Genomic DNA, 13,834 nt, shown 5'->3' on the forward strand with positions numbered 1-13,834 from the left:
CGCGGACCGCGCCTCCGGCTCCGGGGCGGGTCCGCGGCCGCCGCTGGTTCCCCTGTTTGTGCTCGGCTTCCTCGCCCTCATCCTCGTGCGTACCTTCGGGCTGCTGCCTGCACCGGCACTGGAGGTGGCATCCGTGCTCCAGGAACTGCTTTTTGCCGCCGCCCTGTTCGGACTGGGCGCCGGGGTGCGGGTCCGGGCGCTCTTTGCTTCCGGCATCCGTGCCGTCGCCGCCGCCCTGGCATCCTGGGCGCTGGTGGCGGGGCTGGGGCTGGGCGTAGCGGTGGCCATTACCGGCTGACCGAAGGCAGCTCAGGCAGCTGGTGCATCCGGTGCAGGGAAAGCACCGGAGGCGCCGGGGAACACACTGCCGGTAGCGGCGCCGGCAGGCCGGAATCCGCCCCTCTACTTGTGGCTGGGATGCACGGCCGCCTAGTGTCCAACGAGGAGGAGCACAGCCATCCCATCAGGAACGGAAGGCGGGTTTCCGCGCGCCGTGGATTGGAGCCTGAATGGCCTCGGATGCCCGCCTGCCCGGAATGCTTCCGGACTCCGCGCACCCTTCCGGCACTGCCGCAGGACGTCGCCGCGACCGGCGTGCAGGACGTCGCCCGGGCCGGCCCGCAGACGGACCGGGAACCCGGCTGACCTTTGCCGCCCGCCTGCCGGCGGCGGCCGGACTGGTCTTCTGCGGGATTGCGGCCTGGTCCGTGATCGGCAATCTGCTCAGCCCGCACTACGGGTTTTCGCAGTATCCCCGGGGGTGGGCCGCAGCAGCTGCCGGCGCCGTCCTGGTCCTGATGGCCGGGCTGTACCTGCTGCAACAACGGAGTACCGGTGCGCTCTCCCGGCACCGCGGGCTGCGGAACCTGATGCGCGTGATCCTGTGGGCAGGTCTTTTTGCGCTGCAGGTCCGGCTGGTGTTTGCCGTGCGTCTGCCGGCGGACTGGGATTCCCATGCTGTTTTTGACTCCGCTGCCGGGTTGGCCCAGGGCACACAAACAGCGCTCTCCTCCTATTTCGGCATCAACCCGAACAACACCCTGCTGGCGCTGCTGCTGTCCGCCTACCTCCGCTTCGTCACTGCCCTGGGCGTGACGGACCTTGAGATGGCCGCCGCGTTCCTGAACGCCGTCGTCCTCTTTGCCGTAACGGTGCTGACGTACTGGGCGGCGCGGATGCTGGCCGGCACCAGCGCCGCCGTGCTGGCACTGCTGCCGCTGGGCATCTTTGTGCTCTTTTCCCCGTGGGCGGGAGTGCTCTATTCGGACACCGTGGGGATGGTGTTCCCCATCCTGATCCTCTGCCTGCTGCTTGCCGCCTGCCGCAGCGGGCACTGGCAGGTCCGGATACCTCTGTGGATCCTTGCCGGCGCTGCCTGTGCAGTGGGCTACGGCATCAAGCCCACCGTACTCATCTGCCTGGTGGCCGCCGGCCTCACTGCCCTCTGCCTCCTGCCCGGCAGGCAGGGTACTGCCGGCCTCCTGGCGGGACTGGCTGTGGTCACGGGCAGTTTCCTCGCGGCATACGCAGGCATCAGCACCTTTGAGCGGAACAGCGCCGCGGTGCCGGACACGGACCGCGCCCTGCCCGCCACCCATTTCCTCAAGGTGGGCGCCCAGCAGGCACCCGGGCCGCACGGGCCGTACTACGGCAGCTACAACCAGTCCGATGCCGAAACAACGGTGCAGATTGCAGACCCGCAGGAGAGGTTCCGGCATGGCCTGGACGTTTATGCTGCCCGGGTCCAGGCCATGGGTCCGGCAGGCTACGCGGGGTTCCTCAACCACAAACTGCTGTGGATCACCGGCGACGGGTCCTTTTTTACCTGGGGTGAAGGCACCGTTGACGGCAACGACTTTGTCTCCGACAACCCGGCAGACCAGGCCATCCAGGACTTCTTCGGCAATACCCGCCCCCATTTCCCCTGGACGCTGTCACTGTGGCAGGGAACCTGGTTCCTGCTCCTCGCCCTCGCCGCGGTGCCGCTGGCGCTCCGGACCCCGGTCCTGCTGCGCCCGGAACTCTCCGCCGTGCGGATAGCGCTGCTGGGCCTGCTGCTGTTCCTGCTGCTCTCGGAAGCGAGGTCCCGTTTCCTGTACCTCTACACCCCGTATTTCATTCTCCTGGCCGTTGTCTCCTTTCAGGCACTCGGCCGCCGTTTCCTGCCGGCGCGCACCGGACAGGACCCCGCTCGACACCGCGGCCCGGCGCGCACCGGACGGGCCGCCGGACGCGCTAAGTACGGTGAAGGTGATTGAATGAACAAGTGTCCAACCAGAATCTGAGCCGTGACGAAGCCGCCCGGCGCTCCCGCCTGCTGTCCGTGACCTCCTACAACGTCCATCTGGACCTTGGTAATGCCGAAGATGCCGGCGCCGCCGGTTTCCGGTCCACCAGCACCATCGTGTTCAGTTGTTCCGAACCCGGGGCGGCCACCTTCCTTGATTTCATCCACGGCGGGATCTCCTCCGTGGTGCTGAACGGCCGGGAGTTGGACCTCGCCACCGCCGTGGACTCCTCGCGTATCCACCTGCCCGGCCTGCAGGCAGAAAACACCGTCACCGTGGACGGTACGGCGCTGTACAGCCGCAGCGGCGAGGGCCTGCACCGTTTCGTTGACCCGGCTGACGGGCAGACGTACCTGTACACGCAGTACGAACCCGCCGACGCCCGCCGGGTGTTCGCCAATTTCGAACAGCCGGACCTGAAGGCCTCCTTCAGCTTTTCCGTCACAGCCCCGGCCGGCTGGCACGTAGCCTCCAACGGTAGCGAAACCTCCCGCACGCAGACGGACGACGGCGGCCTGAGCCGCTGGGAGTTCGCGCCCACCCAGCGCATTTCCACCTACATCACCACCGTGCTGGCCGGCCCGTACCACCGGGCCGAAGACCAGTGGTCGATGACACTGCAGGACGGTTCGGAGCTGCAGGTGCCGCTGGCGGCCTATTGCCGGTCTTCCCTGGCGGAGTACTTTGATCCGGAGAACATCTTTGCGGTCACCAAACGGGGCCTGGACTATTTCCACCGCCTCTTTGCCTTCCCCTACCCGTTCGGGAAATACGACCAGGCCTTTGTTCCCGAGTACAACCTGGGGGCCATGGAAAACCCGGGCCTGGTGACCTTCACCGAGGCGTATGTCTTCCGCTCCCGGGCCACGGAAGCCCAGTACGAGGCACGCGCCAACACCATCCTCCACGAGATGGCCCACATGTGGTTCGGCGACCTGGTCACCATGGCGTGGTGGGATGATCTGTGGCTCAAGGAATCCTTCGCCGACTACATGGGCGCCCTCGCGGTGGACCGCGCCACGGATTTCACCAATTCCTGGGTGAGCTTCGCGAACCGGCGCAAGGCCTGGGCCTACGTCCAGGACCAGCTGCCCACCACGCACCCCATCGTCGCTGACATCCCGAACCTGGAAGCAGCAAAACAGAACTTCGACGGCATCACCTACGCCAAGGGCGCTTCGGTGCTCAAACAGCTGGTGGCCTACGTAGGGTTCGACACGTTCATCGAAGCGGCACGCGGTTACTTCCGCGACCATGCCTTCGGCAACACCACGCTGGCGGACCTGCTGGCTGCCCTGGAAGCGGCTTCCGGCCGGGACATGGGCCAGTGGTCGCGGCAGTGGCTGCAGACCGCCGGGGTGCCGGTACTGGTGCCGGAGACGGAGACCGACGACGCCGGGAACTATACCTCGGTAGTGATCCGCCAGAACGCACCGGATCCGGTGAGCGGGGAACAGGTTCCGCGGCCGCACCGGCTCCGCATCGGGCTGTACAACTTTGACGACGCCGGGTTCCTGATCCGCACCGACAGCATTGAACTGGATGTGGCGGGCGCCCGGACCGAGGTCCCCGAGCTGACCGGTCGGAGCCGCCCGGCACTGCTGCTGCTCAATGACGAGGATCTGACGTACGCGAAGATCCGCTTTGACCAGCAGTCACTGCTGACGCTGATGGATTCCCTCCACCGCCTCACCGATCCCCTGGCCCGGGCAATCAGCCTCTCCGCCCTGTGGAACAGCGTCCGCGACGGTGTACTCAGTGCGCGCGACTACGTCCGGCTCATCCAGCGCGTGGCCCCGCAGGAGTCCGGTGCAGGGGTGCTGCAGGTCCTGCTGGACAACGCGCTCTCCGCCGTGGAGTACTACGCGCCTGCTTCGCTCCGCGGAGAGCTGCGCGAGGAGCTCTATGCCGCCATGGTTTCCGCACTCCACGCTGCCGAGCCGGGCAGCGACCGCCAGGTCATCTGGGCCCGTGCTGCTGCGGCAGCCGGACGCCGCAGCAGCACCCATCATCAGCTGCTGCGGGGATTACTGGACGGCAGTACCGGCATCAGCGGGCTGACCGTTGATTCCGATCTGCGGTGGCGCCTGTGGCTGGCCCTGGCAGCGACCGGGCTGGCGAACCGTGCGGAACTGAACGCGGAGCTGGAACGGGACAACACGGCGTCGGGCCGCGTGGGGTACACCACCGCTGCCGCAGCCTTCCCCGAGCCGGCGGTCAAGGACTCGGCCTGGCAGGCCGCCGTTCATTCGGATGCCCTGTCCAATGAGCTGCTTTCGGCCACCATTGCCGGCTTTACGCTGGGCAGCCACGAGTTGCTGGACGGCTACACAGAGGATTACTTCTCCTCCCTGGCCGGAGTATGGGCAGGCCGCAGCATCGAGCTGGCCTCTCGTGTGGTGGGCGGACTGTATCCCGGCCACCAGGACGCGCTGCCCGGCACTGTCCCGGCGGACCACCCGGTAGTGCAGAAATCCGTGGAGTGGCTGGAGCTGCATCCCGACGCACCGGCAGCCCTCCGCCGGATCATCATCGAAGCGCAGGACCAGCTGCTGCGATCGCTGCGGGTGCAGGCCGCCGCGCAGTGACGCCGGAAGAGCAGTGACGCTGGAGGCGCAGTGTGAACCTGAAGGGCAGCGACGCTAGGGCGCTGCCCGCTTGGCGACCGTCAGGAGTACAGCCGAATCCTCCAGGGCCTTCAGGGAGTGCCGCGCCTGCGGCACAATCAGCAGGTCCCCGGCGGAACCGTCCCAGGTGATGCCTTCGGAAATCAGGCTGACCCTGCCCTTGAGCACGTGGACGGTCGCCTCCCCCGGGTTCTCATGCTCATCGAGCATGAACCCTGCCTGCAGGGCGATGACTGTCTGGCGCAGGACGTGTTCGTGTCCCCCGTAGACCGTGGCGGCACTGCGTCCGCTGGACGCCTGGCGGGCAGTTTCCATCTGCCGGCGGGCGAGGGCAGTGAGTGACTTTTTCTCCATGGCCGCAGTCTAGGCCCGGTACCGGCGGCCGGGGTAGCATCCAGCCCGCCCGCACTGCACCGTGGCCACTCTGCCCCGCGGCCGTACCGCGGATCAGGGTACCCGGTTCAGCCACTCCGGCGTGTTGAACTTTTCCTTGACCTTTTCTTCGGCGAGAGCCATCTCTTCCTCGCTGATACCAGCCTGCACGGCACCGTACCGGGTGGTGAAAGTGTCCATCATGGTGGCAATGATGTCTTCGCGCGAGAGACCGGTCTGGCGCTTGAGGGGATCCACCCGCTTTTTCGCGCTGGTGGTGCCCTTGTCGGAGAGCTTTTCCTTGCCGATCCGCAGCACCTCCACCATCTTGTCCGCATCGATGTTGTAGGACATGGTGACGTGGTGCAGCATGCCGCCGCTGCTGAAGCGCTTCTGGGCGGCTCCGCCGATCTTGCCCTGCTCCGTGGCCATGTCATTGAGCGGTACGTACCAGGCCTGGATGCCGAGCTTCTTCAGGGATTCCATCACCCAGGCGTCGAGGAACGGGTAGGAATCGGCGAAGCTGAGCCCGTCCACCAGGGACTGCGGAACATAGATCGAATAGGTGATGGCGTTGCCGTGCTCCATGAACATTGCCCCGCCGCCGGTAATGCGGCGGACCACCGTAACACCGTGGCGCCGGGCGCCTTCGGGGTCCACTTCATTCTTCAATGACTGGAAGCTGCCAATAACCACTGAGGGCGATTCCCACTCCCAGAACCGGAGGGTGGGATTCCGGTGGCCCGTGCCCACTTCCTCGGCCAGCACTTCGTCCATGGCCACGTGCATATGCGTGGACAGCGGCGTGGGAGGAATGATTTCCCACTGGTGATCACCCCAGCCGGTTGCCTTCCCCAAGGCGCGGCGCACCGCGGTGGCTACGGCCTCCGGAGAGAAACCGAAGAGCACTGCGTCGGGGGCCAGGCGCGCATGTACGGCGGCGGCAATCTCACCGAACGGGGTTTCGGCCGGGAGGCCCTCCAGGGCCGCGTTGATATCCAGCAGGGCTTCGTCCGGTTCCAGGAAGAAGTCTCCGCCCAGGGACACGTTAGCCAGACGGCCGTCGCGGACGTCCAAATCCACTACCACGAGCTTGCCACCGGGAACCTTATATTCCCCGTGCCGCCGCGTGCCGTACTGTTCTTCGCTTGCCATCAAGGACTCCTCTGCTGGAACCGGTGCCGGAACCGGTCGGCCCCGTGACGGGGAAAGGCCCGCCGGGCAGATGCCGACGGACCTTTCTCCAAGTAATGCTCTTTATCCCAAATGGGTTACTTCTTGGCGCCGAAGCCCTTGAAGCGGGCGTTGAAGCGCTCCACGCGGCCGGCGGAGTCCATGATGCGCTGCTTGCCCGTGTAGAACGGGTGCGATGCGGAGGAGATTTCCACCTCGATGAGGGGGTAGGTGTTTCCGTCTTCCCACTCGATCGTCTTGGAGGAGGTGGCGGTGGAGGCCGTCAGGAAAGCGGTGTCGGACGCCAGGTCACGGAAGACAACCGGTGCATACTTGGGGTGGATATCAGACTTCACAGTTTTACCTTCTTTTGGTACCTGGATTTTGCCAGGCACAGGTGGTTAAAAGCTTTAGCGGCCGGAGTTTTCGGCCAGCAACCCATACTAGCGCATCAGCGCCTCCGCATGGAAACGGCTCCCGGGCGCGGCCGTCAGGGAGCAGGGAGGGTGCCCCACTGCGAGTTTACCGCCGTAATCCGCGAGGATATGCCCTGGTTCAGCCCGAGAATTTCAATCCGCACCGGCCGGTAGTAATCATCCAGGAAAAGGGTGAAGGAGCCGGCCGGTATTTCCGCTCCGGAAGCCGGGTCCGGCGGCGCCTCCCGGCCTGCGGTGTCGAAGCTGCCACTGATCCGGGTGAAGAGCGCGCCGTCCAGCGGTGCGGCATATGCCACCTCCACCGGCCGGGCCGAGGCCACCATTCCCGCTAAGCGCTCCGGCCGGACTGTCAGTTCGGCGGCGTTTGCCATGACCGCTGCATACGCTTCTTCCGCCGTACCGTCCGGATTCGCCGATACGGCTGAGCCCGCCTGGCGTAACTCCCTGCGCCCCTCCCGGATACTCACGTGAACGTCCAGCTCTTCGTTGTTCAGCTCCAGGGCAAACTCCGGGGTGGTGGCGAAGGCAACGGTGTAGGTGCCCGCCGGCAGCCAGCTGGTCTCCGTTTCCAGGGTTTGCACTGCTCCCCCGCCGGCAGCCATGGCGGCGGACAGGCACTCCCCGGCTTCGGCAGCGGGCATGGGCGCCGTGTCACGGCGCAGCAGCCACTGGCAGGCGTCCTGCACGGGCGCGGGCATGCCGGCCTGGCTGCCGGTGACGCCCACGCGGGCGGGGGTGGTGGGTGTTGGCTGAACCGGTGTGGGGGCCGGCGTCTCTGTCGGACGCGGGGCAGCCGTGCGGGGTTGAAGGGGGGTGGCTGAGGCCGATTCCTCGCGGGCACGCAGCTGGTCCGCTGTCGGCCCGCAGGCTGAAAGGGGAAGGAGCAGGGCAGCGGCGAGGGCCAGGGCAAGGCCCGGGCTGGCGATCGCACGGCTTTCCATGGCGGCTCCACTGGCTTTTCCAACTGACTGGCTGGGCACAGTCTGGCACCTGGGCCGCCTCAGGGTAAGAGCAAAGCGCCTGGCGGGCCTTTACGGCCGGCACTCCCAAAAGGCCACGGCGCTGGCGGCTGCCACGTTCAGGGAGTCGACGCCGCCGCTCATCGGGATGCGCACGGCCAGGTCCACACCTGCAAGGGTGCTCTCGGACAGTCCGTCCCCTTCGGTGCCGAGGATCAGGGCAAGGCGTTCGTCGCGGCGTGCGCTGAGTTCATCCAGGGTCAGGGAATCCTCGCGCAGGGCCAGCGCCGCAGTGACAAAGCCGGCGTCCCGCAGCTGGGTGAGCTGGCCGGGCCAGTCCGTCAGGCGTACCCACGGGACCTGGAACACGGTACCCATGCTGACCCGGATGGCACGCCGGTACAGCGGATCGGCGCAGCGCGGCGTCACCAGCACCGCGTCGACCTGCAGTGCCGCGGCGGAGCGGAAGATCGCTCCGATATTGGTGTGATCGACAATGTCTTCCAGAACGGCAACGCGCCGTGCGGTGGACAGCAGTGCGGCCAGGTCCAGCGGGGCAGGCCGTTCCATTGCGGCGAGGGCACCGCGGTGCAGATGGAAGCCGGTAATTTCCTCGAGGATGTCCGCCGTGCCGACAAAGGCCGGAACCTCGGGGAAACGGTCCAGGATGTCCTGCAGGTCCGGCAGCCACTTCTCCGCGAGGAAGAAGGACCTCGGCCTGTGGCCGGCGTCGACCGCCCGGCGCAGTACCTTGGAGGACTCGGCAATGTACATGCCCTCAACAGGCTCCCTGCGGCGCCGCAGGGAGGTGTCCGTCAGGGAGGTGTAGTCGCTGACGCGCGGATCGTCGGCGGAGCTTAGGTACTCAAGGCTCACCCGTGCACCGGTCCTAGCTGCGGCGTGCGGTGGCGAAGTACCGGCCGCCGTCGCGGCGCAGCTCCAAAGGCAGGTCGAAGGCGGTGCTCAGGTGCTCCTCGGTAAAGACGTCGTCAATGGGACCTGCTGCCACTACCCCGCCGTCGCGCAGCAGCAGCGCGTGCGTAAAGCCGGTGGGCACTTCCTCGAGGTGGTGGGTGACCAGCACCATGGCGGGGGCTTCCTCGTCCCTGGCCAGTTCCCCGAGACGGAAGAGCAGGTCTTCGCGGCCGGCCAGGTCCAGGCCCGCGGCCGGCTCATCCAGCAGGAGCAGTTCGGGGTCCGTCATAAGGGCGCGGGCAATCTGCACACGCTTGCGTTCGCCTTCGCTGAGCGAGGCGAACCGGCGGTTCATAAAGGTGGACATACCCCAGTCATGCAGCAGGCGGAAGGCGCGGCGTTCGTCCAGTTTTTCGTACTTTTCCCGCCAGCGGCCGGTCATGCCGTAGGAGGCGGTCAGCACGACATTAAGAACTGTTTCGTCCTCGGGAATCTGTCCGGCCAGGGCAGCCGAAGCCAGGCCGATGCGGGGGCGGAGTTCAAAAACGTCGACGGCCCCCAGCACCTCCTCGAGGATCCCCGCGACGCCGCGGGTGGGGTGCATCCGGCCGCCGGCAACCTGCAGGAGCGTGGTTTTACCGGCGCCGTTGGGTCCCATGATGACCCAGCGTTCCCCCTCCTTGACCTGCCAGTTCACGCCGTCCAACAGGGCCTTGCCGCCGCGAACCACGCTCACGCCGGCAAATTCAAGAACATCACTCATAGCACTAGACACTAGGCTAAAGAAAGGGACATTGGCGAAACGATACGCCGCAGCGGCCGCTCCGAGGACGGCCGGGGAACCCCTTACCCACCAGGTACCTACGCCTGCCAAGCAGAACGGATGCCATGCCGAACGCCCCCGAATACAGTGTTGTCAGCTACGGACGGGAGATCTCCGACGCCTACCTCGGCACGGTCCAAGGCGCGGTTACGGGCCTGGGAGCGCGGATCCTTGAACTGGAGAACACGGGCGGAGACGGGTACACGGTGTGCAAGCTGTACGTCGGGTACGACGGCGGCCTGGACCGCCTGCGCGCCGCCGTCGCCACCGCGGCGGCGTCGGTGGATGTCCGTGCCGGAGGAGAGCAGAGCGCGGTGGTGCCTCCGTCGCTGCTGCAGAAGGCGCGGAAGCTGCTGGTCATGGATGTCGACTCCACCCTGATCCGCCAGGAAGTTATTGAATTGCTGGCAGCCCACGCCGGTCGCGAAGCGGAGGTGGCGGCCGTGACCGAGGCCGCAATGCGCGGGGAACTGGATTTTGCCGCGAGCCTGCATGCCCGGGTCAAAACCCTGGCCGGACTGCCGGCGTCCGTCATTGACGAGGTGGGGGCCCGGATTGAGCTCTCTGTTGGTGCCGAGGCTCTGGTGAAGGAATTCCTGGCCGCAGGCCACGGTGTGGCAGTGGTGTCCGGCGGCTTCAGCCAGGTCCTGGAGCCGCTGGCCGCCCGGCTCCAGCTGACGTTCTCACGCGCAAACCTGTTGGAAATCGAGGACGGCGTACTGACGGGCAGGGTCAGTGGCGCCGTGGTGGACCGCGCGGTCAAAGCACGGTCGCTGGCCGAATGGTCCGATCAGCTTGGTGTCGCCCGGGAGCATACGGTTGCTGTGGGCGACGGTGCCAATGACCTGGACATGCTGGCGGCGGCCGCACTGGGCGTGGCGTTCAACGCCAAACCGACCGTGCAGGCCGCCGCGGATGCCGTGCTGAACCTGCCCAACCTGGACGTGGTGCAGCACTTTGTGAAGCTCTAGGCGGTCTCGCCGGCCTTCAGGTAGTCGGCCCCGCCCACATACTCGGTATGCCCTGAGGGAACGTCCGCGGTAGCCATGCGGGCCACTTCGGCACCGAACTCAGCCACCGAGTACAGCTTGCCGGCTTCCTCGCGGCGGGCCTCGATGGCTCCGGGATTGGCGCGGTCCAGCAGGGTGGCGGTGACGGTCCCCTCGATCATGTCGCCGGAGACAACCACCAGCGAGATGCCCTTCCTCTCGAGGTCCGGCAGCAGTGCCCGAAGGGCGTCCTCGCCGGCACGCTTGCTCAGCGCCACTGCCTCGTATTCGGGCATGGTGGGCACTGACTTGATGAAGTGCGCCTGGTGGCTGGTCACGAAGACCACCCGGGAACCGGCGGGCATCACGTCCAGGGCCGCCTTAAGCATGTTGACCTGCGCGTCGCGGTTCAGCTTCAGCGCGTAATCCTCTCCCATGCCGGTTTCCATGCCGCCGGAGGCATTCAGCACCAGGACGTCGAGTCCGCCGAAACTGTCCTGCGCCGCGGCGACCAGGGCGGCGGGGCCTTCGGGGACGGTCAGGTCCGCACCCACGGCGACAGCGCGGCCGCCGTCGGCCTCAATGGCCGCAACCACTTTGTTGGCGCGGGGCGCCTTCTGCCGGTAGTTGACGACGACGCCGGCGCCCTCAGCGGCGAGGAACTTCGCCACCTCGGCTCCGATACCGCGTGAGGATCCGGTGACGATGGCGGCTTTGCCCTCCAGCAGGCCCATGGGAACTCCTTTTTGTGGAAAGTATCTAAGTGTTGTGCTCCAAAGCCCATCCTGCCAGCCGCCGGTCCCGGGAACAGTTGAGGAAACCTCCAACGAATCCGGGACCGGCCATTACCTGCGGCTAATGGCCCATGCCCAGGCCGCCGTCGACCGGGATGACCGCACCGGAAATGTACCCCGCTTCGCTGCCGGCAATCCAGCGCACCACGTTGGCCACTTCCTCGGGCTCGGCAAACCTGCCCGCGGGAATGGAGGAAAGATAGTTCTTCTGTGTGTCCTCGGGCAGGGCCTTGGTCATGTCGGTGTTGATGAATCCCGGTGCCACAACGTTGGCAGTGATGTTCCGGGAACCCAGTTCCCGGGTGAGTGACCGTGCGATGCCGATCAGGCCGGCTTTGGAGGCTGCGTAGTTGATCTGCCCGGGCGAGCCGTAGAGTCCCACCACCGAGGAGATCAGCACTACGCGGCCTTTTTTCATTCGCAGCATGCCCTTGGAGGCGCGCTTGATTACACGGAAGGCGCCCGTCAGGTTGGTGTCCACAACATCGGTGAAGTCGTCTTCGCTCATCCGCAGCAGCAGCGTGTCGCGGGTGATCCCGGCGTTGGCTACCAGAACCTCGACCGGCCCGTGCGCCGCCTCAACTTCGGTGAATGCGGCGTCCACGGATGCCATGTCCGTCACATCGGCCTTCACTCCCAGCATGCCGTCGGGCACTTCGCCGCTGCGGTACGTGATGGCAACCCGGTCGCCGCCGGCCAGGAAGGCCCGGGCAATTGCCAGCCCGATCCCGCGGTTTCCGCCGGTGACCAGGACGCTGCGGCCGGACTCGTGCTCTGGGGTGTTCTGCAACGGATATTCCTTCTTTCCACGTTCGGCAGGGGTGCTCCGATCCTACGTGGGACCGAATCAACTTCTACAACGCGGCCGGGAATGAGAGAATGGACGAACCTGTTTGGAGAGTGATGACAAAGCACACAAACCGCGGGGACGGCGTTCCCAGAATCACGGCCGCACCCACGCCGCACACTGATGAGATGCACGCCCGGATGGTCAAATACGGCGTGTCCATGGGCATCCGCGTCGTCTGCCTTTTCCTGCTGTTTTTTGTGCACGGATGGCTGCTGTGGGTGGTGATCGCGGGCGCCGTCGTTATCCCGTACTTTGCCGTCATCCTCGCCAACGGGGGTTCGGACACCAGGAACATGACCGCCTCGGACGCCATGATCTCGCAGCCTCCGGCTGCGGCGGTGGAGGCCCCGGCAGCGCCGGTATCCCCTGACCGGACTGAATCTCCCGAAACCAGCGTGGTGCAGGGCGAGATTATTGATAACGACGACGAAGACAAGGCTCCGCCCACCGCATGAACCTCCTAGACTCACTCTCCGGTGCTCCGTCGCCCGATCAGGGGGCTCCCGTGTGCTCGCGGAAAGCCTGCCGGAATGATGCCCGCTGGCAGCTGCTGTGGAACAACCCCCGGATCCATACCCCGGACCGAAGAAAAACCTGGCTCTCCTGCGAGGACCACCGCGGCTGGCTGGAAGACTACCTGCGGACCCGCGGGCTGTGGAAGGAAACCCTTCCGTTGGGAGCCGATGCAGGTTCCGGGGCAGCCGGAACCGATGAAGGCGGGCAGGCATAGATGTACCGCTTTCTTCTTTCCAGCCGCTGGCTCGGCTGGTTTGTGCTCGTCTGCATTTTTGCTGCCGCCTGCGCCTGGCTCGGGTCCTGGCAGATGGACCGCCGTGCGGCATCGCTGGCGGATACCAGCCGGATTGAGGCCAATTACGACGCCGACCCGGTCCCCTATGCCGAGGCCGCGCGCTATTTCGACAGCTTTGAGGAATCCGCCGAATGGCTGCCGGTACGCCTGGAAGGCACCTATGATTCCTCGGAACTGCGGATTATCCGCAACCGGCCGCTGAACGGCCGCGCGGGTTATGAGGTGGTGGTGCCGCTGAAGCTTGATGACGGCACGGCTATCGCGGTGAACCGGGGCTGGCTGCCGATCGGCAATAACGAGGCAGGGCGGCCGGACACCATTCCGGCGGCCCCCGAAGGCCGGGTGAGCGTGGTGGCCCGCGTGAAGCCGGGGGAACCTGCCCTGGACCGCAGCGCACCGGAAGGGCAGCTTCCCTCCATTGACCTGGCGGCCTTCGGTGAGCAGCTGGACTACCCGCTGCACCAGGGATCCTACGGCCTGATGGCCGCCGAAGACCCCTCCGCAGCCGTTGTACCCGAAGCCGCTCCGCGCCCCGAGGTAAATGAGGGCCTGCACCTTTCCTACGGCCTGCAGTGGTACGCCTTCGGCCTGATGATGTTTATCGGACTGGGCTATGCCGCCCGTCAGGAAGCCCTGAACCGCTATTACGGGCGGATCGAGGACGAGGACGACGACGAAACGATCTCCGCGCACCCGGCACCCTCCCGGCGCCGGCCGCCGCGCAAAAAGCGGCGCCCGACCGGTGAAGAGGAAGAGGACGCGATCCTGGACGCGCAGGGGCTGTAGCCGGTCCGGA

Annotated in this window: 15 protein-coding genes; 7 read left to right on the forward strand and 8 right to left on the reverse strand. The window is 66.3% G+C overall.

Features of this window, described 5'->3' with window-relative positions; translation table 11 throughout:
• The 3 genes from AC5RVB_RS03930 to pepN form a co-directional block, all read left to right on the forward strand.
• Positions 1-298: putative sulfate exporter family transporter (locus AC5RVB_RS03930; protein WP_494142022.1), on the forward strand; the 298-nt coding region annotated here is incomplete at its 5' end.
• Positions 299-509: 211 nt separating this feature from the next.
• Positions 510-2,258: a hypothetical protein gene (locus AC5RVB_RS03935; RefSeq protein WP_494142023.1), complete on the forward strand. Its 1,749-nt coding sequence runs from the start codon at positions 510-512 to the stop codon at positions 2,256-2,258.
• An 8-nt stretch (positions 2,259-2,266) separates the two neighbouring features.
• Positions 2,267-4,876 carry an aminopeptidase N gene (gene pepN, locus AC5RVB_RS03940; protein ID WP_494142024.1) on the forward strand — a complete coding sequence of 870 codons (2,610 nt, stop codon included), beginning with the start codon at positions 2,267-2,269 and terminating at the stop codon, positions 4,874-4,876.
• A 54-nt stretch (positions 4,877-4,930) separates the two neighbouring features.
• Here pepN and AC5RVB_RS03945 read toward each other — a convergent pair whose 3' ends face one another.
• From AC5RVB_RS03945 to AC5RVB_RS03970, 6 genes are all read right to left on the reverse strand, one after another.
• The gene (locus AC5RVB_RS03945) at positions 4,931-5,269 is read right to left on the reverse strand and encodes a cupin domain-containing protein (RefSeq protein ID WP_227901881.1); all 339 of its coding nucleotides are present in this window, start codon (positions 5,267-5,269) and stop codon (positions 4,931-4,933) included.
• Between the two features lie 93 nt (positions 5,270-5,362).
• Entirely contained in the window at positions 5,363-6,442 is a 1,080-nt protein-coding gene (lplAB, locus tag AC5RVB_RS03950; RefSeq protein WP_290245054.1) for a lipoate-protein ligase LplAB, read from the reverse strand.
• A gap of 116 nt (positions 6,443-6,558) precedes the next feature.
• A complete protein-coding gene (locus AC5RVB_RS03955; RefSeq protein ID WP_146361982.1) occupies positions 6,559-6,816 on the reverse strand; it encodes a type B 50S ribosomal protein L31 in 258 nt (85 codons plus the stop codon).
• Positions 6,817-6,950: 134 nt separating this feature from the next.
• Positions 6,951-7,838 carry a hypothetical protein gene (locus tag AC5RVB_RS03960; protein ID WP_494142025.1) on the reverse strand — a complete coding sequence of 296 codons (888 nt, stop codon included), beginning with the start codon at positions 7,836-7,838 and terminating at the stop codon, positions 6,951-6,953.
• Between the two features lie 90 nt (positions 7,839-7,928).
• Positions 7,929-8,732 (reverse strand): TrmH family RNA methyltransferase, encoded by an 804-nt coding sequence (locus AC5RVB_RS03965; RefSeq protein ID WP_494142026.1) that lies wholly within the window; start codon positions 8,730-8,732, stop codon positions 7,929-7,931.
• A 13-nt stretch (positions 8,733-8,745) separates the two neighbouring features.
• Positions 8,746-9,534 (reverse strand): ABC transporter ATP-binding protein, encoded by a 789-nt coding sequence (locus tag AC5RVB_RS03970; RefSeq protein ID WP_494142027.1) that lies wholly within the window; start codon positions 9,532-9,534, stop codon positions 8,746-8,748.
• 125 nt (positions 9,535-9,659) lie between these two features.
• Between AC5RVB_RS03970 and serB the strand changes: the two genes are divergently transcribed.
• Positions 9,660-10,565: a phosphoserine phosphatase SerB gene (serB, locus tag AC5RVB_RS03975; RefSeq protein ID WP_494142028.1), complete on the forward strand. Its 906-nt coding sequence runs from the start codon at positions 9,660-9,662 to the stop codon at positions 10,563-10,565.
• On the opposite strand, the gene AC5RVB_RS03980 is transcribed toward serB, so the two are convergent.
• Both AC5RVB_RS03980 and AC5RVB_RS03985 read right to left on the reverse strand, forming a co-directional pair.
• On the reverse strand, positions 10,562-11,317 hold the full coding sequence (locus tag AC5RVB_RS03980; RefSeq protein ID WP_227927809.1) for an SDR family oxidoreductase: 756 nt from the start codon (positions 11,315-11,317) through the stop codon (positions 10,562-10,564). The two genes, serB and AC5RVB_RS03980, sit on opposite strands and share 4 nt — an antisense overlap.
• Before the next feature lie 121 nt (positions 11,318-11,438).
• Positions 11,439-12,167: a beta-ketoacyl-ACP reductase gene (locus tag AC5RVB_RS03985; RefSeq protein WP_227901888.1), complete on the reverse strand. Its 729-nt coding sequence runs from the start codon at positions 12,165-12,167 to the stop codon at positions 11,439-11,441.
• A 113-nt stretch (positions 12,168-12,280) separates the two neighbouring features.
• Here AC5RVB_RS03985 and AC5RVB_RS03990 point away from each other — a divergent pair, with 113 nt between their 5' ends.
• Genes AC5RVB_RS03990 through AC5RVB_RS04000 form a run of 3 tightly spaced genes read left to right on the forward strand, consistent with a single transcriptional unit; the run spans position 12,281 to position 13,824 of the window.
• Positions 12,281-12,682, forward strand: a complete 402-nt coding sequence (locus AC5RVB_RS03990) for a DUF3099 domain-containing protein (protein ID WP_290245059.1) — start codon at positions 12,281-12,283, stop codon at positions 12,680-12,682.
• Positions 12,679-12,957: a hypothetical protein gene (locus tag AC5RVB_RS03995; RefSeq protein ID WP_494142029.1), complete on the forward strand. Its 279-nt coding sequence runs from the start codon at positions 12,679-12,681 to the stop codon at positions 12,955-12,957. The genes AC5RVB_RS03990 and AC5RVB_RS03995 overlap by 4 nt, the downstream gene beginning before the upstream one ends.
• Positions 12,958-13,824, forward strand: coding sequence for an SURF1 family cytochrome oxidase biogenesis protein (locus AC5RVB_RS04000; RefSeq protein ID WP_494142030.1), 867 nt, complete (start codon positions 12,958-12,960; stop codon positions 13,822-13,824).
• Positions 13,825-13,834: the final 10 nt, after the last annotated feature.

The sequence above is a fragment of the Arthrobacter sp. Y3225209 genome (assembly GCF_059090685.1).